Consider the following 21,359-nt stretch of genomic DNA (forward strand, 5'->3'; position numbering starts at 1 on the left):
CAGTTTTATTGTTAGAGGCGGGCGACATGTCGATTAAGCGCTTTCTTACCGGCGTCCTGTCAAGTCTCTCGCGCAAGCAATATGTACCGCACCCAACCTGATCCCGCTCCCTATTGTCGCCCCTCGATTCAACGACCTGCGCCGAACAGTGTCGCAGTCCAACGAGGAAGCATCATGACAATACCTGCATTGCCGTATTTTTTTGACGAGGCTGAGCGCGCGTCCAGTGCCAGGCAACCCGGCGAGCGGGAAAATGCGCTGGGCTTTACCCTGGACGATCTGAGTTGGCTGAAGACGGTTTACCTGCCGACCCAGGCAGCCCGCAAAAGCCATGTAAAACCGATGCAGGTCTTCAATCTGCTGTTGTCTTTGACCGACAAGGCCGACATCCCGTTGGCCGGCAGCTTTGCCATGAGCCGACCCGGCAATGGCGAGGTCACGCTCTACACACCGTGGAAAGGCTTGATCAAATTCGCGGACATGATCGACCTCAAAAGCAAACTTGAAGAGTGGTTGGCGCAGGCCACTGGACAACGTGAACTGTTGCGTTTCCTCTCCATCGAACAACGCATGGCCGCCGTCGCAGCACGCGATATTTCCACCCGCGAAATCGACGGTGCCGTGTTTGAAGATCAGGAACTCACGCTCAAGCAACAGCAGGAACACAACCTGAAGGCGATGATCGACGAATTGGTCAAGATGCCCACCTTGCAATCAATGCTGGACGACACCCTCAAGCACTCGCTGTACAAGTCGTTCCCCAAACTCGACCAGCGCCTGACGCAGCTGAAAAGCTTTGTCGGTACAGGTTCTGCGTTTGATGACGGCAAATCGACTCATACGGTTGCCTCGATGCCATTGAGCAGCGCGCTGCTGGTTTTTTACCTGACGAACCAGTGGCCAAGGGGCGACTCCCGGGTGTTTGCACACCCCGAGCACGTCATCAGCAGCGATGCCGACAACCAGGCCTGGGAAAGCGCAATAAAAGAAATCGCGCAGAGTCTCACCCCGCACCTGCACAGCCTGCTTGCGACGTTCTGGAACACGCCCATGGCCAATGGCTTGTCGCGACAGGCGTTTTTCGCCGAGAGCTTGCGTGACACTTTTCACGCGAGACTGTTACACCAGCGTCAGCAGGGCACTTTGACCACAGAGCAATACCAGCGACTGATGAATGTCAGCCTCGCCCCCGCCTCGATTGACCCTCTTCGCATAGAAAAAGTACGGGTCACCGCCCCCTTCAAACATTTTGCGGAGCTTGCCTCGACCTTGATGATTGGCGGCGCCAACTCGTTGGGTTTCCTGTACAGCCCGTCCCGAGGCATCGAGGCCTCAAGCGACCTGCCCGCGGTGAAAAAAATCGTCCTGCAGATGCTCGAAAGCGAGGGGCATGAAGACACGTTGCTCAATTTCATGTCATTGGACGAACGCAGCACCTTTCTGGGTCTGCAACCGAACGAACGGCTGATCATCGGTGAGCCCATCGTCGGCTCGGTGTTTACTCGCTTGATGCATGACATCGTGGATAAACAACGGCAAAACCTCAGCCATGCGTTGAGCCGTTACCGTGAAAGCGAAGGCATGCTGGACCCTCACGCCTTGCTCGACAACGCCCTGGACGTCCGGGGATTGATCGATCACCACTTGCTGCTGGCTGAAGCCCAGGGACGCTGGAGCACACGGCCGGACCGCGGCATTAACGCGCGACCGGCCACCGTGCGCGCCGAGTCGGCCAAACAGGAGCTGTCGCTGCTGAATTCGGTCGAACAGGCGCTCGATCAACTTCTTGAAAAACACCCGGCCATTCCCACGGCGACCCGCACGTTCACCGATGCGCGAAGCCTGGTCAACCTGTCGCTGGCGAGTTTGCAATCGAGTTTTACCCATACCCTGTCAACGGCCCTGCGCAGTGAACTGAAGCTGCGCACCGTCTCGCGCACTCTGGGTGCGTCAGAACAGGCGATCATCAAAACCGTGCTCGATACGCCCATACACTGGCAGCGAGCAGCATTGAACGGGTTTTTACCGGAAGTCTTTGCCCTGGCGTTGAACGCTGGCGCCACTGCGACCCCGCTGAAACTGGCCGGTTGTTTTGTCTTGACTGAACGGGGTGGCCTGGATCCGGTGCACTCGGGCAAAGCCATTCTGTGGACGCCAGCACTGGGATTTGAAGCCTTCAAGGCACTGACGCCGCTAAAGGACGAGCTCGAACGGCGCCTGGAAAACGAAAATCATCGTTTTATGCTCCTGGAAAACCTCGGCCGCAGCGAGCGGTCGCCGGGCAAAGTCTACACGCTGGCGCCGCTGCAACGGATTCATGGGCATTTCCTCGACCATGTGCAAAAGCCCTTTGTTGATCTGGACCAAGCCTTCGTCACCCGTGCACTGACCACCCCACTCTCCCCCGCGCCGCTGGCCAATCTGTTGAATCTGGTAGCCCTGCGTGAGCCGATGACCGGCCTCGGTCGCGCGACTGACATCGCCCAGTCCCTGACCACCCAGCAAAAACTGCCGGCCTGGCTGGCCAAGGCGTCGATCAATGAGCTGATCCTGCATGGCGAACTGCTTGAGCAATACCTGAAAAACGTAAAGGACGACCAGGATTACCTCACCGGCATCCGCTCATTGCAGCGCACTGCCCACCATGAACTGGAAAAACAACTCAAGGCAGACAACTTCAACATCGACCCCGACAAGGTCCAGGTCGAGATCAGCGCGAGTGCCAGGACTGCGTCCAGCAGCCAGACCCTGACCGATTTTGCGTTGGCTCACCTCAAGGACCTGGACACCGTCCACCTCAAACTGACGTCCCTGGACACCACGGCCATTGCGCAAGGCTTCGACGAACGCTACATCAAAGACCTGATACGCAATCTGAAACCGGGTGAGCATCAGCGGAAAATACTCAGCGCAGCCCTCGCCGATACAGAGGCAAACAGGGTTCGCCGGCAGCGTTTCTACACGCAACTGCCCTGGCAACTGATGCACCACGCCCATGAAGAAAAACTGCAGGAGCGCTTGAGCGAAACCGGTTTTGACCTTGTCCGCCAAGTCATGGACATGCCGGACGCCATCGCCCGAGCCGCCGTCGAAGGTGCCCACGCCATCATTCGGCCGTTGGAGTTCCTCGGTGTCAGTAGCGGCCAAACCGTAAAGGTGCCAGGCATCTACCTGATCGGTTCATCGGCAGACAGCACAGCGCCGCAGGTGCTGTTGGCCCCTCACAGTCCTCGGCACGGGATGAAGGAATACGCAAGCGAAGCCCAGTTGTTGGCCGAACTGAAGACTCGCGGCCCACTGCTCGATTGGATACTCATGAACCTGGAGAACCCCGAGCGGATCTTGCTGGAGACGCGGATGGCAACGTCCAGCAACCGGGCGACAAGAGCCGCGCCGGTGGCCTCTGGCAATACCAGAGCCGAAGTCACGCTGGCATCCAACCCCATCAAGGGGCACCTGTTCGGTCAATTGTTCCATGACAATGCCGCGTTGTTGGGCCGATTGCTCGGTTGTCAGTCCGATGACAGAAAGCAGGGTGAATGGGCAACCATCAAGCACGTTCTGGGTGAAGACCTGCACGAGGCCTACTCGTTTTTCATGGGCAAGCTGGCCTACCCTGTCACGGTGTACTACAGCTACCGTGACATCAAGCAATCCGCTGAAGACCTGCAAACGCATAAATGGTCGGCGGCCATCAAGGCGTTCATCAGCGGCATTGCTCAACTCGCGTCGTTGCGCCAATCGCTGGACATTCCCGCAGCGCCGACTTCCAGGCCGACCGTTGCGCTGCAAGAAAAACCTGAAGCCGCCTGTAAATGGCAGGACATCAAGGTCACCGCCCCCGAACGCACTGGCCTGAAGCGCCATGAACGTCTGCACGTCGACCTGGCTACGCTCAAGCCCGACTCAACACCCGGGCTCTACGCGCACCCGACGACCCGGCAACTTTACGCGCCGGTGGAAGGCAAGGTATTCGCGGTGGCCAAACGCGGCACCCGCTGGCGCATCGCCGACACACAGGCGCTCGGCCCTTATCTACGGCAAAACGAAGCGAAACAATGGGTGCTCGACCGGGCTGTACCCACACCGCAATTTGGCCTCATCCGCCGACTGGATGCGCTGGCAGCGGCCTGGGACGGCATGAACATCGACGCCCATGGAATGGCGCAAATACGACGCCTTTTCCCGCTCAAGGCCCGGCAAATCGACGAAGCGCTGGACCTGGCAACGAGTTATGCCTGGAACAGTGTTCAAAACCTGCAGTTGCTGAAGAACGCCAACGACACGACCACCCCCGTGCACCAACTCATCAAGCGTTTCCTCGACGTGCCAGAAGTACTGCCCGCACATGTGGAAAAGCTGGAAAAAGTCGTGGGCGACATGTTCGCCGCCTTGTTGGACCCTTCCCTCAGAAAGGCCAAGTCCGATCGTTTTGTCGTCGGCAGGGTAATCGAAGGCGCCGAGAATACATTCGGTTTTGTCGTCCCGAAGGACATAAAAAAGAAAATCTATCTGGGAGAAAAGTTCTTTGACACCGGTTACGAGCACTACCGCCAACACCTTACCGACAAGACCTTCCCGATCAGTACGCATGCACGGGCGACGACTCTCCTGCATGAACTTTCACACATCGTTTGTCAGTCCGAGGACATTTCCTACATGGACCCTGGTAGACCTTTTGCCGATCTGATCGGCACTGCCAGCGGGACCGCCAGCCAGCTTAAAAATGCGCTGACCAGTGTTCAGGACACCGCGTTGTCGATCAAGACACCCTACACACAACTGTTCATGACCCAGGATCCCGACACCGGCGAATGGGAAGACCCGGGAAGTACTACTTTGGAAGATACCGGTCGGGTAAAAGCGCATATTCTGGCGTTGACGGGCGCGCAAAACCTGAGCGGTGCCCGTGAGATCTTCAAAAAAAACTCACTGACTCGCCTGGCGGTACAACTTGGCAATGCTGACAGCGTGGCCTGGTTAATCAGTCAGCTTGGGCGGGAGCTACACACCCACGCGCCTTGATTCAGAAAATAAACCGTCGTTTGATGGGTAAATGCCATGACGGCTGTTCTCGCAAGCTGCCCTCAAGGTTAGAATGCGGGAAATCAGGATGAGTCAATGACCGACACCCCTCACTCGCAAGCCCAGTTTGACGCCATCACCGAAGCCGCCGCGCATTGGTGCATGCGCCTGCATGAACCTGACTGCACCGTTGAAGAGCGGCAGGCATTCGAGCAGTGGCTGGATGTTCATCCACTGCATCTGGTCGAGTACGAGGCCATGCTGGAAATCTGGGAAGTTGCAGGCGATCTTCCGCGACCAGACTCCAGCATTGCGCCAATGGTGCGCCGCACCCGGACGTCCTGGCGCACTGTCGGCATGGCGGCGGTTTGTGCATTGGCGTTGCCTTTGGCGGCGTACAGCGGATGGAACCTGGGGTGGCTGCCCAATTCGTATCAACACTTCGAGGCGACCGACAGTGTGCGTCAGGTCACCTTGAACGACGGCAGCCAGGTCGAACTGAACCTGGGCAGCGAGTTGACCTACAGCAATTACAAGGATCGACGCCAGGTCACCCTGGGAAAAGGCGAAGCGTTCTTCAGCGTCAGCCACGACACGTCGCACCCATTCGTCGTCAAGGCGTCCGAAGGCCGAATCCGGGTCACCGGGACAAAATTCAACGTCTGGATGTATGAAGACCAGGTGAAGGTAAACCTGGTCGAAGGCTCGGTACTGGTCAGCAGCAACGATGACCTGTCGGGGGATGGCTTGAGGCTCGGCCCTTCGATGCAAGCGAGCTATCGCCACGGCGACCACGTTCCGCGGATCAGCCAGACCTACGACAACGACAACTCGCTGGCCTGGCGCAACGGCAAACTGGTGCTCGACGACCTGGCGCTCAGCGATGCCCTGCCATTGATCAACCGCTACCTTGAAAACCCCTTGATGGTCGCCGACAACAGCACCGGCGCGATCCGCATCGGCGGCATCTACAACATCAAGGAGCTTGATACCCTGGTGACGTCCCTGCCCAAGGTGCTGCCGGTCTACCTGACCCGCAACAAGGACGGCAACCCGGTCCTCAACTCCATTCCGCAGCAAGCCCCGAAAAGCTGAAGGCCGCAGCCCTCGCGGCTGCGGCCTTCACGCTTCGATCAATCCGTCTTCAGCTTACTGGGTGACCACCCTGGCGTCCTGTTCACGGATGGTCTGGGCCTGATAGTCCGGGTCCGCCAGGATCTGTTGCTCGGTGAACGGCAACACACTGAGCTGCTTCTTCGAAAAAGCCAGCGTCTGGTCCCGCGAGTATTTCGAGGCTGGATCGCTCGACAGCGAAAATGCCAGCAGCCCCTTGGCCTGCGGGCCCTTTTCATCGAACGTCACCACTTGCAGGTAGCTGGTGCCGCTGACCACTTCGCGTTTGCCGTCGGTCCTGGGCACGCTCTGGATGGCGTTGTAGACGCCCAACGTACCCGGCCCGCCATGGATCGGCGTTTGCTCCCCACCGCTGCTGACCACTTGGACATCGCCCCAGCGGGCATCTTTCCTGAGCCCTGACGCCTGGACCTGCTCTACCGATGCCAGCATCGCTTGACGCAACGCCTGCGCCACCTGTGGACGATCAACCGCCACGCCTCTCGGCGTGTGTTGCGGGTCCAGCGGATCGAACGCCACGCGCCAGGCATCGGGCACCTGATCCAGCGCCTCCATGACATTCTGGAAATGCACGAAGCCCATGCCGCTGTCGAGGTTGGCCTTGCGATCCCAGGCCTTGAGGCTGGCACACAGCGGCGCCAGCGCCTGCGCATCGGCCCCCAGGTCGGCCGCGCAGAATTGCAACAGGTCCGGCATCACTTGCGCCGCCTGATACACCTGGTCATCCAGCACCATCTGTTGCAGATCCGCCGCCGCGATCGGCCCGGACTGGGCCAGTGAACCCAAGCGATCCAGGGCGAACCGCGCGCGCAGCCCCAAGGGTTGGCCGTCCTGGCTGATCAATGGCGAGAACCCGGTGAGCGGCTGCGCCGGGTTGGCCAGCCAAGCCGAATCATTGGAATGCTGCACGAAGTCCTTGCGCAGCAATTGCGGCAATTGGCTTGCGGCATAAATGCCTTTTTGTGCGGCGTGCGGGTCGATGTCCCAGGCGCAGGCGCTGTTTGAACCGTCGAGGATGATCATCTGCAAGCCGATTCGTGGATCACTGCACTGCGCGAGTTTTTCGATGCTCACGTTCGGCACCACCGACAGGTTCATGTACAGCGTCTGGCCCTGATCGTCCGCCGCCAGGGTGTTGACCCACGGGATGCCCTGGATTTCATGGACCGAAGCCTGGAACTCCTTGAGGCTGCCGGCACGGTTCATGGCGTACCACTGCTGCAACACCCGGCCATTGTCCAGGTTGGCATCGCGCAAGCTATAGGCGAATTGATTATCCCAATCCAGCTTGCCCGGCCATTGCACAATCGGGCCAAATTGCGAGCTGTACACCACGTGGGACACCGCTTTGACCGTGCCATCCGGCTGTTTGAGGTCAACCGTCAGCGTCTGTTTGTGCATTGGCAGCGATTGGCCATCGAGCAGGTAACGGGACGGATCCTTGGGATCGAGCTGCAGTCGATACAGCGTGAAGTGTTTGGACGAATCCACCGTGTGGGTCCAGGCCAGGTGCTGGTTGAAGCCGATATTGATCAACGGCAATCCAGGCAATGCGGCGCCCATGACGTCCAGTTTGCCAGGGATGGTCAGGTGCATCTGGTAGAAACGCATCCCGCCGACCCACGGAAAATGCGGGTTGGCCAGCAACATGCCGCGTCCGTTGAAGGAACGCTCGCTGCCCACCGCCACCGCGTTGCTGCCGCGATCGAGGGCAAAGCGCTGCAAGCGTAAAGCGGCCACCTGGAAAGAAGCCTGCTCATGGCCAGTTGCGGCGACCGCGGCCGGCGGCGTCGCACCCGCCAGGGCTTCGGCGAACTGCCCGACGCCGCCCTCGACCAGCAAGCGCCGGGTCAGCTTGACCAGATCCATCGCGGTGATGTCCCGCACCCAATCGCCCTGGCACTGCGGCGGCAGGCCCCGCGCCCGACGCTCGTCCAGGGAACGGTTGTAACCGGCCACATAACCTTCCATCAGCTGCCGCACTTCGAGGGGTTGCGCCTGCCAGAAAGCATCGACCGCCTGCGGGGTGTTCAACCAGGTGAAAAACAGATCGCTGACGCGGTTTTCACGCCCTTCGACGGTGGACGGGTCCGGACCGAAGAACCGTGAACGTTGACCGTTCACCGTGGCGATCTCGTTGGCCAGCAAACACAGGTTATCCTGAGCGTAGGCATAGCCGATGCCGTAACCGAGCCCCCGCTCGTTTTCGGCTCGAATATGCGGCACACCGAAACTGGTGCGGCGGATATCGGCACTCGCCTGCCCAGGCAGGTTGTGTGCGTTCGCCGCAAGGCTCAGCCCGAGAAATACACCCGCCAGGCTTATCCTGGCTAACTGGCTGGAAATAATCACACTCGCTCCTGATCGAAAAACGATGGTCACAGTTCTGCGTACAGACTGCGCATCCTGTTAGGGACGAAGCAAACGACGAAAATTTAGGAGACTGGATGGCGGTCGCGGACCGCATTTCAACGCCACCTTACACAGTGGTCACATCATGACGACGAAATTTCTACATTTAAGTCTTCATGATTTGGGTCGCTCATGCGTCTGTAAGGCAAGAGCGCCCAATTTTTCCCGATCAGGCTCTGAAAAGGAGTTTTTGCAATGTACAACTCGCAACTGCCAACGGACGGTAGCAAAGCGCCAAAGGGCACTTCCATTGGGGTCGGTGTTTTCGACCAGCGTACCGAGCGCCACGGCAACGAGCGCATCCGCATCCTGCTCAAGAGCTTTGGCCTGCGAACCAGTCTGATTCGCCTGAAAGTCATCGACGCCTTGCTGTCGGCCGCCGAGAACGACCGCAGCCTGGGCGTGCGCGGCGTGCACACGCAGTTGCTGGAACTGGATATTCCCTTATCGTTCCTGAGTGTGCGCGAAGTGTTGAAACGCCTGTGCAGCGAAGGCGTGATTGTCCTCAATGCGGACAAGAGCTACAGCCTCCACCCACGCGCCGTCGCCCTGCTGCACCACGACTGATCGAGCCAGGCCCGGCGCGTCGCTCAGGGCTTGACCTTGCGGCGCATCATGCCGTTGACGACCACCACGACCACCGCCACGCCAATGGCGATGTACTGGAACAGTTTTTCACTGATGACACCGGTGTTCTGCAAATACGAAAGGCCAAACATGATTCCCAGTACCACGAGGGAGATCAGAATCGAGTATTTCAAACGTTGCGATTGAGTCATTGGTAATTCCTGAAGCTGAAAATATGTATCCGCTGTGTATCCATCAAACGGGGGCTTATGTTACAGCCGATGAAGATTTTTAGCTTTATCGCGGCGAAGGCGGCCTGACAGCCGCCCCATGTGTGATCGTACCCATGCTCTGCGTGGGAGTTCCTCCAGGGACGCTCGGCGTTCCGCTGACGACGCATGACGTGAGCCGTGTGCAACGGGTGCGGCCGCCAACCTGACAAACTTGTCATCTTCCCCTCATCCGCCTGACAACTTTGATCTACGATAATAAGGCCAAGCAACTCGGTAGCACTTCGAAACACACTCGCAGCGCCTACCCGCAAAAAACCCTCAAAATATGATTTTCGCCCGCAACCCGAGACCCTTCCCTCATGCGAACTCATTTACGTCTGGCTGCCTTGGGCGCCCTGTTGATTTCCTCCCCGGCCCAAGCCGCCGACCTGATCCCGATCGAGGTCCATCGTGATGCCAATTGCGGTTGCTGCAAGAAATGGATCAGCCATCTCGAAGCCAATGGCTTCAAGGTAGAAGACCACGTCGAAAGCAACATGAGCGAGTTCAAGCAACAACACGGCGTACCACCGCGCCTGGCCTCGTGCCACACCGGCTTGATCAACGGCAAATTCGTAGAAGGCCATGTGCCAGCCGATCAAGTACTGGCCCTGAGCAAACGCGATGACCTGTTGGGTGTTGCCGCCCCTGGCATGCCCATGGGCTCGCCGGGCATGGAAATGGACGGCATGAGCGATGCCTATCAGGTGATCGGCCTGAAAAAGGACGGTACGGATGTGGTGGTGGCGGACTACCCCGCCCATTGATTTTCACTGCCTGCTTCGGCTTGTTCCTGGCGGCATTCGGTGCCGCGACTTTACTGCCGCTGCAGTCCGAAGCAGTGCTGGTCGGGCTGATACTCAGCGATCGGTACTGGCTGTGGTTGCTGCTGGCTGTCGCCACGCTGGGCAACGTCCTCGGTTCAGTGGTGAACTGGTGGCTGGGGCGCGCCATCGAGCGCTTTCGGGACCGGCGCTGGTTCCCGGTCAGCGCCAGGCACCTGGAAAACGCCCGTCGTCACTATCAACGTTACGGCCACTGGTCGTTACTGCTCAGTTGGCTGCCGGTGATCGGAGACCCACTGACCCTGGTGGCCGGCGTCATGCGCGAGCCGCTGGGGCGTTTCCTGTTGATCGTGACCCTGGCCAAGGGCGCCCGTTATGGCGCAGTGGCGTTGGCCACCCTGGGGTGGATGAGTTGAACCAAGTGCCGCGGCGATTGCCTGTTTAATGTCGCCCTAATCGTGCCGATCCAGCATCGGCGGATTTTCAACGGAGTTCATCCATGCCCCTTACCCGCTCATGCTGGCTGCCCGGCCTGCTGCTGACCGCCGCCATGCCCGCCATCGCTGCCGAGGGCCCGGTCTACGGACCGGAGCTGCAAGGCTTCGAATACCCCTACACCCTCAAGCATTTTGCGTTCGAGTCCCAGGGCAAATCCCTGCAAATGGGCTACATGGACGTGGCAGCCCATGGCAAGGCCAACGGCCGCAGCGTGGTGCTGATGCACGGCAAGAACTTCTGCGGCGCCACCTGGGAAACCTCGATCAAGGCCCTGAGCGACGCCGGCTACCGGGTCATTGCCCCGGATCAGATCGGCTTCTGCACGTCCAGCAAACCGGACAATTATCAGTACACCTTCCAGCAACTGGCGAGCAACACCCAGCAACTGCTCAAGGCCCTCGGCATCCAGAAAGCCAGCTTGCTCGGACATTCCACCGGCGGCATGCTCGCCACCCGCTATGCGCTGCAATATCCCGAACAGGTCGACCAGCTTGCGATGGTGAACCCGATCGGCCTGGAAGACTGGAAAGCCCTCGGCGTGCCTTATCGCACGGTCGATCAATGGTATGAGCGCGAACTGAAGGTGACAGCCGAAGGCATCCACGACTACCAGCGCAACACCTATTATGATGGCCGCTGGAAGCCCGAATTCGACCGCTGGGTAGACATGTACGCCGGCATGGCCAAGGGCCCTGGAAAAAACCAGGTCGCCTGGAACTCGGCTTTGATCTACGACATGATTTTCACCCAACCGGTCTACTACGAGTTCAAGGACCTGAAGGTGCCGACCTTGCTGCTGATCGGCACCGCCGACACCACGGCGATCAACAAGGACATCGCGCCCCCCGAGGTCAAGGCGAAAATCGGTCATTACGACTTGCTCGGCAAGCAGGTGGCGAAACTGATTCCCCAATCGACCCTGGTCGAATTCCCCGGCATGGGGCACGCGCCGCAGATGGAAGAGCCGGCGCAATTTCACAAGGCCTTGCTTGGCTGGCTGGACAAAACCAACCCCGTTCCTTGATGAGGTAAGGCTGATGGCGGTACAGATTGCAGTGATCGATGATTGGCAGGATGTGGCCCGCGACGTGGTGGACTGGTCGGCGCTGGAGACCATCGGCCAGGTCGCGTTCATCCACGACTACCCCGCTGACAACCCGACCCTGGCCGCGCGCCTGGGCGAGTTTGAAGTGATCTGCGTGATGCGCGAGCGCACGCGCTTCGACGAAGACCTGCTGCGCCGCTTACCCAATCTCAAGCTGCTGGTGACCGGTGGCATGCGCAATGCCGCCCTCGACCTCAAGGCCGCTGCTGCGCTCGGCATTCAGGTCTGTGGCACCGACAGCTATAAACATGCCGCGCCGGAGCTGACCTGGGCACTGATCATGGCCGCAACCCGCAACCTGGTGGTCGAAGCCAACGCCTTGCGCGCCGGAAAGTGGCAGCAAGGCCTCGGTGGCGATCTGCATGGCAAGACCCTGGCGATCCTGGGCCTGGGCAGCATTGGCCAACGGGTCGCCCGCTTCGGCCAGGCGTTCGGCATGCGGGTCATCGCCTGGAGTGAAAACCTCAACGCCGAACGCGCCGCCGAGTTCGACGTAACCTACGTCAGCAAGCAGCAATTGTTCGAGCAGGCCGACGTGTTGTCGGTGCACCTGGTGCTCAGTGAGCGCAGCCGTGGCATGGTGGACGCGCAGGCGTTGGCATGGATGAAGCCCACGGCGCTACTGGTCAACACCGCGCGCGGGCCGATTGTCGATGAAGCGGCGCTGATCAAGGCCCTGCAGAAACAACGCCTGGGTGGCGCGGCGCTGGACGTGTTCGAGCAAGAGCCCCTGCCCGCGCATCATCCGTTCAGAACCCTGGACAACGTGCTGGCAACGCCCCACGTCGGGTACGTCAGCCAGCAAAATTACCATCTATTCTTTGCGCAGATGATTGAGGACATCCAGGCTTGGGCGGCGGGAAAACCGATGCGTCTACTGAGTTGACAGCGCCCGGTAACCTGGAGCTTTTGTTGCAGAAAATCGCCAAAAAAAACGAATAAATGTTCAGGCCGAGGTGTTTATGTTTCGCATGAAGGGTCATCAGCCCTTCTCAACGTTTTCGGCCCGTTCGGAGCATTGCCCATGAATCGCCGTCTCTCGATTGTTACTGCATCGCTGGTGCTTGCCGTCGCGCTGTCCAGTTCCCTGGCATGGGCCAACGGCGAGGAAGATACCCCTGCCAAACCGCAGTGCCCTCGAGGGCAGGTGTTCGACAGCAAGGCACAAAGGTGCGTCAAGCAGACCAGCATGCTCTTGCCGGATGCCGACCGCACCGACTACGCCTATCAGCTGGCCAAGGACGGGCGTTACGAAGAAGCCTTGGCCCTGCTCGATACGCTCAAGCAACCCAACACTGCCAAGGCCTTGAACTATCGGGGCTACGCCACGCGTAAACTGGGACGTACCGATGAAGGCATCGGTTATTACCTGCAGTCGGTCAAGCTTGATCCGCAATATGCGCTGGTTCGCGAGTACCTTGGCGAAGCCTATGTGATCAAGGGCCGGCTGGACCTCGCCCGGGAACAGTTGCAGCAGATCAAATCGATCTGCGGCAACACCACCTGCGAGCAATACCAGGACCTCGCCGAAGCCATCAACGCGTCATCGAAAACCTGACAACCCGATTGGAGGGAGGTCGCTATCGCCAGCGATCAGGACATTAGGGCAGAACTGGGACAGCACTTGGCGCGTCTGTGGCGTTACGGCTTGCTGTTGTCCCGACAACGGCATGTCGCCGAGGACCTGGTGCAGGCCACCTGCGTGCGGGCGCTCGAACGCGGCGGGCAATTTGAATCGGGCACGCGCATGGACCGTTGGCTGATGAGCATTCTGCATTCGATCTGGGTCAATGAAGTGCGAGCCCGCCGAGTGCACCAGGGCCAGGGCGTGGTGGATGCCGATCAAGCCCTGTCGTTCGATGGCGAACAAGCGGCACATACCCATGTTCGCGCCGCGCAGGTGATCCGGCGCGTAGAGGCGTTGCCCGAGGCCCAGCGCGAAACGGTGTTTCTGGCCTACGTCGAAGGCTTGTCCTACCGCGAGGTGGCCGATGTCCTGCAAGTCCCCATCGGCACCGTGATGAGCCGACTGGCCGCCGCCCGGCTGAAACTCGCCGAGTATCCGCCCCTGCACACGGTGCCGAACCCTTCCACCGGAGAACGTCGATGAACGCGAAACTGTCGGATGAGCAACTGGTGGCCTACCTGGACAACCAGCTCGATGCCGAACAACGCAGCCGCATCGATGCCGCCCTCGCCGAAGACCCGATGCTCGGCCTGCGCCTGCAATGGCTAGACCGCAGCAGCATGCCGTTCAAGTCAGCTTACGACGAAGTGACTCGACAAGCCCCGGTCGAGCGCCTCCAAGCCATGCTCGATACCCAGCCCGTCCCGACACGCCCTGCACTGAGTCGGCGCTGGTTCCTCGCGGCCGCCGCCGGATTGCTGGCGGGCGGTGTGCTGGCGGATCGTTTGTTCCTCGGTTGGCAAACCAGCCAGCAGACCCACAACTGGCGCGGGCTGGTCGCCGACTACATGGTGCTCTACGTACCGGAAACCCTCGACCATTTGCCCAGTGACGAAGCGACACAACTGGCGCAGCTACGCACCATCGACGCACGATTGGGCCTTAATCTGCTGCCGGCAAAACTGGCGTTGCCACGCGCCCAATTCAAGCGCGCGCAAATCCTTGAATACGACGGCGTGGCTATCGCCCAGATCACCTACCTCGACCCGGTCCATGGGCCGATGGCGCTGTGCGTCACGCGCTCCAACAGTGGCAGCCGGCATTTTGCCAAAGAGCGACGGCACGGGATGAACATCGTGTATTGGTCGGATATGGAGCACGCGTGGATGCTGATCGGGCGTAATTCGCCGGTGGATCTTGAGGAGATGGCCACGCAATTACGCACTCGGATCCGCGCCTGAGCCTTGTAGGAGCTGCCGCAGGCTGCGATCTTTTGATCTTGATATTGGAAGAAGCAAGATCAAAAGATCGCAGCCTGCGGCAGCTCCTACCGGGTGATGATGGATCAGGGCGCTGTCGGCAACCACAGCCGAAACCGTGCCCCACCCAACGGCGACGCTTGCACCGTCAACGTTCCACCCTGGGCTTCCAATGCCCGACGGCTGATTGCCAGCCCCAGGCCAAACCCGCCGGTGGCCCGATCCCGGCTGCGATCGAGTCGATAGAACGGTTCGAATATCCGCTCGCGCTCGTCATCCGGGATACCGATCCCGTCGTCGTCCACCCAGATCTCACAGCCTTTGGGGCACACCTGTACGCCTACCTGAATGCGCCTTTCGCAGTAGCGCATGGCGTTGCGCAACAGGTTTTGCAGGGCGCGGGCGGTCAGGCGTGGGTCGAGGCTAAAGCGTTCGAGCTGGCCGTGCAGCAACACGTCGATGACGATATCCGGCGATTGTTCTTCGTCGACGCTGCCCAGGATGCTGTCGATGAATTCATCCAGCGACACTTCGATAGGCTCCGGTAAACGCGCGGGGTTTTGCAGGCGGCTGTACGACAGCAATTCCAGCACCAGTTCGTCGAGCTCACGGATGTGATTGACCAACCCCTGCAAGCGCTCGCGGCTGGTGGCGGGCAAATCATCGGAAAGGGCCAGGGCCAGGCCAAAATCCAGGCGGGTCAATGGCGTGCGCAACTCGTGGGATACGGCGTTGAGCAGGTCCCGCTGCTGATTCAGCAGGTTTTCGATGTCGCCAGCCATCGTGTCGAAAACGTTGGCAAGACTGCCGATGTTGGAACTGGCGGCAATCTGCGTACGCTCGCTCAAGTGCCCCTTGCCGAAGCGTTCCGCCGCGCCCTTGAGCCGTTCCAGGTCACGCCAGTGCGGGCGCAGCCACAGCAACAGACAGGCGAGCATGGTCGCGCCGATCAGCACGTTGATGCTCCAGTACAACAGGCTGACGTCCATCGGGTCTGGCGGCACGACCATTTGCACCACGGTGCGCTCGTTCAGCGGTGCCACCGCCAGGGTGCGCCAGCCCCAGTCGCCAACGCGCACGACGTTTTCGCCGCGCTGCAAACGCTGCTGTTCTTCGCTCGACAAGCTGGCATCGTCAATGGCGCTGAGCACGATATGCAGCGGTTCGAATTCCTTGTCCATTTGCGCGGCCAAGGCTGGCCATTGTTCGCTCGGGACGGCCTTGAACTGCCTGACCATGAGGGTTTGCAAACCACGCGAGTAGTCCAGGTTGTAGGTGATGAAGCGCTCGTGGAAGACCTTGATCACCAGGTCCGGCACGAGGTAGATCGCGGTGCTGAACGAAACGATGGTCACCAGGTACAGGCGAAAGAGGATTCTGAACATCGTCTCAGCATTCCCACTCGGATCGACTGAACAGGTAACCCTTGCCCCACACGGTCTTGATCTTGCGAGCCTCGCCGGCATTGTCGTCGAACTTGCGCCGCAGCTTGGAGATGGCCACGTCCACCGAGCGGTCGGTGCCGTTGAACTCGATGCCACGCAGGCGTTGCAGGATCTGGTCGCGGCTCAACACTTCGCCAGCATGTCGGGCCAGCACCACCAGCAAGTTGTACTCGCCGCTGGACATTTCCACCGGTTGCCCGCGCCAGGTCACCGTGCGCTCGGACAGATCGATGCACAGGTTGCCCATGAGGATCCGGTCATTGGCCGCCAATGGCTCGGCAAGGCTGCTGCGCCGTAGCAAGGTGCGCACACGGGCCAGCAGCACCCGGGGTTCGCAGGGTTTGGTGACGTAGTCGTCGGCGCCCATTTCCAGGCCCAGCACCTGATCGTGGCTGTCGTCGCGGGCGGTGAGCATGAGGATCGGCAAGCTCGCTGAATCGGCGCGTAGCAGGCGGCAGACTTGCAAGCCATCGAGACCGGGCAGCATCAAGTCGAGGATCACCAGGTCCGGCGGTGTGAGCCGTGCGCGTTCGCGCACCTGATCGCCTCGACCGATTACGTTGACGGAGTAACCGTTGCGTTCCAGGTAGCTGGCGATCAGCTCGGCGAGTGCGGTGTCGTCTTCGACCAGGAGGATGTTGGGCATGGGTGTTTCCAGAAATGCTGTGGTGCCGGTCAGGCCGCTTTCGCGAGCAGGCTCGCTCCCACAGGGAATGCATTTCAACTGTGGGAGCGAGCCTGCTCGCGAAGACGATCTGACAGGCGCAATAAAATTCATGGCCTGAAGGATATACGCCCTCACACACACCTGAGCAAAACCCTTACACAATTTCACACAGCACCAACAAAGCTTCACCGCTACCATCGCCGTCGCCCAGTAGGATGCTGGGGGTCACTATTGGGGTCATCCATGTCAAAGAAACTGCTTGCCGGGCTCAGCCTGATCGCACTGGCGTTGACGCTGAGCGCGTGCGACAAGTCTTCGATCGCCGAAGAACAGCCGCCATTGGCCAGCGTTCGCATCGAAACCGTCGAAACCCGAGCGCTGTCGATCAGCAGCGAATTGACCGGGCGCATTGCCGCGCCGCGCATGGCCGAGGTGCGCGCCCGGGTCGCCGGCGTGGTGCTGCAACGGGCCTTTCGCGAGGGCAGCGACGTGAAAAAAGGCGAGGTGCTGTTCCGGATCGATCCGGCGCCGTTCAAGGCGGATCTCGATAGCGCCGAGGCGGTATTGCGCAAGGCCGAGGCCAACGCGTTCCAGGCGAAACTGCAAGAGCAGCGCTACGCCCAGTTGATTGACGACAAGGCCATCAGCGGCCAGGACTACGACAACGCCCGGGCCAACGCCCGGCAAACCGCCGCCGACGTGGCCGCCAGCAAGGCGGCGGTTGAACGCGCCCGGCTGAACCTTGGCTACGCCACGGTCACCGCGCCGATTTCCGGACGTATCGGTCGCGCGCTGGTCACCGAAGGCGCACTGGTCGGGCAAAACGAGACCACGCCTTTGGCGCTGATCCAGCAACTCGATCCGATCCACGCCGACCTGACCCAATCAACTCGCGAACTCAACGACCTGCGCCGGGCGTTCCGGTCCGGCCAATTGAAGGAAGTGGGCCAAGGCCAGGCCAAGGCCACCCTGATCCAGGACGACGGGAGCCTCTACCCGTTGCCCGGCAAGCTGCTTTTCACCGACATCACCGTCGACCCGGGCACCGGCCAGGTCATCCTGCGCAGCGAATTCCCCAACCCGGACCTCGACCTGCTGCCTGGCAGCTTCGTGCGCGTGCGCCTGGAGCAAGCCGTCAACCAGCAAGGCATCAGCGTGCCGCAACGGGCCATCCAGCGTGACAGCGCCGGCATCGCCCAGGTATTGCTGCTCGACGCAGAGCAGCGCGTCAGCCAACAGCCGGTCGAACTGGGGCCGGTGCAGAACGACCGTTGGGTCGTCACGGGCGGGTTGAAGCCCGGCGACCGCATCGTCATCGAAGGCCTGCAACACGCCCGCCCCGGCGAAAAAGTGCAGGTCGACGACACCCCTCTTCCACTTGCCCAGGTTTCTGGCCAGTAAGCAGGACGCTTGTTTATGCCGCAGTTCTTTATCGATCGCCCGGTGTTCGCCTGGGTGGTCGCGCTGTTCATCCTGTTGGCCGGTGCCCTGGCCATTACGCAGTTGCCGGTGGCGCAATACCCCAACGTCGCACCGCCGCAAATCGAAATCTATGCCGTGTACCCCGGTGCGTCAGCGCAGACCGTGGACGAAAGCGTGGTCAGCCTGATCGAGGAAGAACTCAACGGCGCCGACCATCTGTTGTACTTCGAATCGCAGAGCAGCCTGGGCAGCGCCACGATCAAGGCCACTTTCCAGCCGGGCACCGATCCGGAAATGGCCCAGGTCGACGTGCAGAACCGCCTCAAGGTGGTGGAGTCGCGTCTGCCGCAGGCGGTGAACCAGCAAGGCTTGCAGGTGGAAAAAGTGTCCGCCGGCTTCCTGCTGTTGATCGCCCTCACCTCAAGCGACGGCAAGCTCGACGACGTGGCGCTCAGCGACTACCTGGCGCGCAACGTGATGAACGAGATCAAGCGCCTCGACGGCGTCGGCAAGGCGCAGCTGTATGGCGCCGAGCGCGCCATGCGCATCTGGATTGACCCGCGCAAGTTGATCGGTTTCAACCTGACCCCGGCGGATGTCAACGCCGCCATCGTCGCGCAAAACGCCCAGGTCTCAGCCGGCAGCATTGGCGATTTGCCGAGCCGCACGACTCAGGAAATCACCGCGACCATCCTGGTCAAAGGCCAGCTGTCGAGCCCTGAAGAGTTCGCCGCCATCGTGCTCAAGGCCAACCCTGATGGTTCCACGGTGCGCATCGGCGATGTCGCGCGGGTCGAGATCGGCAGTCAGGACTACCAGTTTTCCACGCGCCTGAACGGCAAGCCGTCGACTGCCGTCGGCGTCCAGTTGTCACCGGGGGCCAATGCCCTGAACACCGCGACCCTGGTGCGGGCCAAGATGGACGAACTGTCGCGCTACTTCCCCGCGGGCGTCCAGTACACGATTCCTTACGACACCTCGCCTTTCGTCAAGGTCTCGATCACCAAGGTGGTCTACACCCTCGGCGAGGCGATGTTGCTGGTGTTCGCGGTGATGTTCCTGTTCCTGCAGAACATCCGCTACACCCTGATACCCACGCTGGTGGTGCCGGTGGCGCTGATGGGCACCTTCGCGACCATGTTGGCCCTGGGGTTTTCCATCAACGTGCTGACCATGTTCGGCATGGTGCTGGCCATCGGTATCCTGGTGGATGACGCGATCGTCGTGGTGGAGAACGTCGAGCGGATCATGGCCAGCGAAGGCCTGTCGCCCAGGGAGGCGACCCGCAAGGCGATGAAGCAGATCACCGGGGCGATCATCGGCATCACCCTGGTGCTGGTGGCGGTGTTCATTCCGATGGCCTTCATGCCGGGTTCGGTCGGGGTGATCTACCAACAGTTCTCGCTGTCGATGGCCACCTCGATCCTGTTCTCGGCCTTCCTCGCCCTGACCTTGACCCCCGCGCTGTGCGCGACCTTGCTCAAACCGATTGCCCAAGGCGTACACCACGAGAAGACCGGATTCTTTGGCGGGTTCAACCGCCGCTTCGAGCGACTTACCGAGCGTTATCAGGGCTGGGTTGCCTATGCATTGCAGCGCACCGGGCGTTACCTGTTGATCTACGCGGTGCTGCTGGTGGCCCTGAGCGTGTGTTTCATGCGCCTGCCCTCCTCGTTCCTGCCGGTGGAAGACCAGGGCTACACCATCACCGACATTCAATTGCCACCCGGCGCGAGCAAGCACCGTACGGTGCAGGTGGTCGAGCAGATCGAAGCGCACAATGCCGGCGAACCGGGCATCAGCGACAGCGTGGTCATTCTCGGTTTCAGCTTCTCCGGAAGTGGCCAGAACGCGGCGCTGGCGTTCAGTACGTTGAAGGATTGGTCCGAAAGAGGCGTCAAGGACTCGGCCGCTGCCATTGCCGACCGGGCCAACGCTGCCCTCAGCCAGATCAAGGATGCCATGGCGTTTTCGGTACTGCCGCCACCCGTCGATGGCCTGGGCACGTCCAGTGGCTTCGAATTTCGCTTACAGGATCGCGGCGGCCTCGGCCATGCCACGCTGATGCAGGCGCGCAGTGAATTGCTCGCGGCGGCTGAAAAGAGCCCGGTACTGATGAACGTGCGCGAAAGCGCCCTGGCCGAAGCGCCGCAAGTGCGGTTGGTCGTCGACCGTCAGCAGGCCAACGCTTTGGGCGTGTCGTTTGCCGACATCGGCAGCGTGCTCTCCACCGCGATCGGTTCGACGTACATCAATGACTTTCCCAACCAGGGGCGGATGCAACGGGTGGTGGTCCAGTCTGAAGGCGATCAACGCAGCCAGGTCGCCGATCTGCTGAAGATTCACGTACGCAACAACAACGGAAAAATGGTGCCTCTATCGGCCTTCACCCAGGCCGAATGGACCCAGGGCCCGGCGCAACTGACTCGTTACAACGGTTATCCGGCGATCAGCATCTCCGGCGAGCCGACACCCGGCCACAGCACCGGCCAGGCCATGGCGGAAATCGAACGGCTGGTGGCGCAAGGTCCGGCCGGATTGGGCCAGGAGTGGACCGGGCTGTCGTTGCAAGAACGTTTGTCCGGCAGCCAGGCGCCGATCCTGCTCGGTTTGTCGCTGTTGATCGTGTTCCTGTGCCTGGCGGCGTTGTACGAGAGCTGGTCGATCCCGACCTCAGTTTTGCTGGTGGTGCCACTGGGTGTACTCGGCGCAGTGCTCGCGGTGACACTGCGCGGCATGCCCAACGATGTGTTCTTCAAGGTCGGCCTGATCACCATCATCGGCCTGTCGGCAAAAAACGCGATCCTGATCATCGAATTCGCCAAGAGCCTGTACGACGAAGGCCACGATTTGATCGACGCCACCCTGCAAGCCGCACGCTTGCGCCTGCGGCCTATCGTCATGACCTCGCTGGCGTTCATCCTCGGCGTGGTGCCGTTGGCGATCGCGACCGGCGCCAGTTCAGCCAGCCAGCAGGCCATCGGCACCGGGGTAATCGGCGGAATGATCTCCGCGACCCTGGCGGTGATATTCGTGCCGGTGTTTTTTGTGGTGGTGATGAAACGGGTGCGCAAGCGCCATAAAAACCTATAACCAACACCACCCCTGTAGGAGCGAGCATGCTCCTACATATTTCCTGCG

At 60.5% G+C, this 21,359-nt stretch carries 16 protein-coding genes; 12 read left to right on the plus strand and 4 right to left on the minus strand.

Annotated elements, in window-relative coordinates:
* Positions 1 to 174 precede the first annotated feature (174 nt).
* Together PSUM_RS05770 and PSUM_RS05775 are read left to right on the plus strand one after the other, a co-directional pair.
* Positions 175 to 5,025 (plus strand): dermonecrotic toxin domain-containing protein, encoded by a 4,851-nt coding sequence (locus PSUM_RS05770; protein ID WP_083349182.1) that lies wholly within the window; start codon positions 175 to 177, stop codon positions 5,023 to 5,025.
* A 96-nt stretch (positions 5,026 to 5,121) separates the two neighbouring features.
* A complete protein-coding gene (locus PSUM_RS05775; RefSeq protein WP_083349183.1) occupies positions 5,122 to 6,120 on the plus strand; it encodes a FecR family protein in 999 nt (332 codons plus the stop codon).
* A 54-nt stretch (positions 6,121 to 6,174) separates the two neighbouring features.
* Here PSUM_RS05775 and pvdQ read toward each other — a convergent pair whose 3' ends face one another.
* A complete protein-coding gene (gene pvdQ, locus PSUM_RS05780; RefSeq protein ID WP_083349184.1) occupies positions 6,175 to 8,511 on the minus strand; it encodes a bifunctional acylase PvdQ in 2,337 nt (778 codons plus the stop codon).
* 255 nt (positions 8,512 to 8,766) lie between these two features.
* Between pvdQ and PSUM_RS05785 the strand changes: the two genes are divergently transcribed.
* Positions 8,767 to 9,138 (plus strand): hypothetical protein, encoded by a 372-nt coding sequence (locus tag PSUM_RS05785; protein WP_020797183.1) that lies wholly within the window; start codon positions 8,767 to 8,769, stop codon positions 9,136 to 9,138.
* Between the two features lie 23 nt (positions 9,139 to 9,161).
* Here PSUM_RS05785 and PSUM_RS05790 read toward each other — a convergent pair whose 3' ends face one another.
* Entirely contained in the window at positions 9,162 to 9,350 is a 189-nt protein-coding gene (locus PSUM_RS05790; RefSeq protein WP_020797184.1) for a hypothetical protein, read from the minus strand.
* Between the two features lie 380 nt (positions 9,351 to 9,730).
* Here PSUM_RS05790 and PSUM_RS05800 point away from each other — a divergent pair, with 380 nt between their 5' ends.
* The 7 genes from PSUM_RS05800 to PSUM_RS05830 all read left to right on the plus strand — a co-directional run bounded on the left by PSUM_RS05800 (position 9,731) and on the right by PSUM_RS05830 (position 14,666).
* On the plus strand, positions 9,731 to 10,177 hold the full coding sequence (locus PSUM_RS05800; protein WP_083349185.1) for a DUF411 domain-containing protein: 447 nt from the start codon (positions 9,731 to 9,733) through the stop codon (positions 10,175 to 10,177).
* The gene (locus tag PSUM_RS05805; protein ID WP_033040427.1) at positions 10,177 to 10,611 is read left to right on the plus strand and encodes a YqaA family protein; all 435 of its coding nucleotides are present in this window, start codon (positions 10,177 to 10,179) and stop codon (positions 10,609 to 10,611) included. Before PSUM_RS05800 ends, PSUM_RS05805 begins: the two co-directional genes overlap by 1 nt.
* 83 nt (positions 10,612 to 10,694) lie before the next feature.
* On the plus strand, positions 10,695 to 11,717 hold the full coding sequence (locus tag PSUM_RS05810; RefSeq protein ID WP_083349186.1) for an alpha/beta fold hydrolase: 1,023 nt from the start codon (positions 10,695 to 10,697) through the stop codon (positions 11,715 to 11,717).
* 13 nt (positions 11,718 to 11,730) lie between these two features.
* Positions 11,731 to 12,684, plus strand: a complete 954-nt coding sequence (locus PSUM_RS05815; RefSeq protein ID WP_033040422.1) for a D-2-hydroxyacid dehydrogenase family protein — start codon at positions 11,731 to 11,733, stop codon at positions 12,682 to 12,684.
* A 138-nt stretch (positions 12,685 to 12,822) separates the two neighbouring features.
* Positions 12,823 to 13,356 (plus strand): tetratricopeptide repeat protein, encoded by a 534-nt coding sequence (locus tag PSUM_RS05820; RefSeq protein ID WP_020797189.1) that lies wholly within the window; start codon positions 12,823 to 12,825, stop codon positions 13,354 to 13,356.
* Positions 13,357 to 13,422: 66 nt separating this feature from the next.
* A complete protein-coding gene (locus PSUM_RS05825; protein WP_020797190.1) occupies positions 13,423 to 13,908 on the plus strand; it encodes a sigma-70 family RNA polymerase sigma factor in 486 nt (161 codons plus the stop codon).
* Positions 13,905 to 14,666 carry an anti-sigma factor family protein gene (locus PSUM_RS05830; RefSeq protein WP_083349187.1) on the plus strand — a complete coding sequence of 254 codons (762 nt, stop codon included), beginning with the start codon at positions 13,905 to 13,907 and terminating at the stop codon, positions 14,664 to 14,666. Before PSUM_RS05825 ends, PSUM_RS05830 begins: the two co-directional genes overlap by 4 nt.
* A 104-nt stretch (positions 14,667 to 14,770) precedes the next feature.
* Here the strand turns inward: PSUM_RS05830 and PSUM_RS05835 are convergent, their stop codons facing one another.
* Both PSUM_RS05835 and PSUM_RS05840 read right to left on the minus strand, forming a co-directional pair.
* The gene (locus PSUM_RS05835) at positions 14,771 to 16,069 is read right to left on the minus strand and encodes an ATP-binding protein (RefSeq protein WP_083349188.1); all 1,299 of its coding nucleotides are present in this window, start codon (positions 16,067 to 16,069) and stop codon (positions 14,771 to 14,773) included.
* Positions 16,070 to 16,073: 4 nt separating this feature from the next.
* The gene (locus PSUM_RS05840) at positions 16,074 to 16,775 is read right to left on the minus strand and encodes a response regulator (protein ID WP_020797194.1); all 702 of its coding nucleotides are present in this window, start codon (positions 16,773 to 16,775) and stop codon (positions 16,074 to 16,076) included.
* 264 nt (positions 16,776 to 17,039) lie between these two features.
* Between PSUM_RS05840 and PSUM_RS05845 the strand changes: the two genes are divergently transcribed.
* Positions 17,040 to 18,197, plus strand: coding sequence for an efflux RND transporter periplasmic adaptor subunit (locus tag PSUM_RS05845; RefSeq protein WP_020797195.1), 1,158 nt, complete (start codon positions 17,040 to 17,042; stop codon positions 18,195 to 18,197).
* A 15-nt stretch (positions 18,198 to 18,212) separates the two neighbouring features.
* Positions 18,213 to 21,311 carry an efflux RND transporter permease subunit gene (locus tag PSUM_RS05850; protein ID WP_083349189.1) on the plus strand — a complete coding sequence of 1,033 codons (3,099 nt, stop codon included), beginning with the start codon at positions 18,213 to 18,215 and terminating at the stop codon, positions 21,309 to 21,311.
* Positions 21,312 to 21,359 lie beyond the last annotated feature (48 nt).

Origin of the sequence: Pseudomonas umsongensis (assembly GCF_002236105.1) — a bacterium.
Lineage (GTDB): Bacteria > Pseudomonadota > Gammaproteobacteria > Pseudomonadales > Pseudomonadaceae > Aquipseudomonas > Aquipseudomonas umsongensis.

Coding starts and splice junctions, on each gene's coding strand:
- PSUM_RS05785 (WP_020797183.1), top strand. CDS start 8,767: ATGTACAACTCGCAACTGCCAACGGACGGTAGCAAAGCGCCAAAGGGC.
- PSUM_RS05800 (WP_083349185.1), top strand. CDS start 9,731: ATGCGAACTCATTTACGTCTGGCTGCCTTGGGCGCCCTGTTGATTTCC.
- PSUM_RS05835 (WP_083349188.1), bottom strand. CDS start 16,069: ATGTTCAGAATCCTCTTTCGCCTGTACCTGGTGACCATCGTTTCGTTC.
- PSUM_RS05815 (WP_033040422.1), top strand. CDS start 11,731: ATGGCGGTACAGATTGCAGTGATCGATGATTGGCAGGATGTGGCCCGC.
- PSUM_RS05790 (WP_020797184.1), bottom strand. CDS start 9,350: ATGACTCAATCGCAACGTTTGAAATACTCGATTCTGATCTCCCTCGTG.
- PSUM_RS05840 (WP_020797194.1), bottom strand. CDS start 16,775: ATGCCCAACATCCTCCTGGTCGAAGACGACACCGCACTCGCCGAGCTG.
- PSUM_RS05850 (WP_083349189.1), top strand. CDS start 18,213: ATGCCGCAGTTCTTTATCGATCGCCCGGTGTTCGCCTGGGTGGTCGCG.
- PSUM_RS05830 (WP_083349187.1), top strand. CDS start 13,905: ATGAACGCGAAACTGTCGGATGAGCAACTGGTGGCCTACCTGGACAAC.
- PSUM_RS05775 (WP_083349183.1), top strand. CDS start 5,122: ATGACCGACACCCCTCACTCGCAAGCCCAGTTTGACGCCATCACCGAA.
- PSUM_RS05770 (WP_083349182.1), top strand. CDS start 175: ATGACAATACCTGCATTGCCGTATTTTTTTGACGAGGCTGAGCGCGCG.
- PSUM_RS05820 (WP_020797189.1), top strand. CDS start 12,823: ATGAATCGCCGTCTCTCGATTGTTACTGCATCGCTGGTGCTTGCCGTC.
- PSUM_RS05810 (WP_083349186.1), top strand. CDS start 10,695: ATGCCCCTTACCCGCTCATGCTGGCTGCCCGGCCTGCTGCTGACCGCC.
- PSUM_RS05845 (WP_020797195.1), top strand. CDS start 17,040: ATGTCAAAGAAACTGCTTGCCGGGCTCAGCCTGATCGCACTGGCGTTG.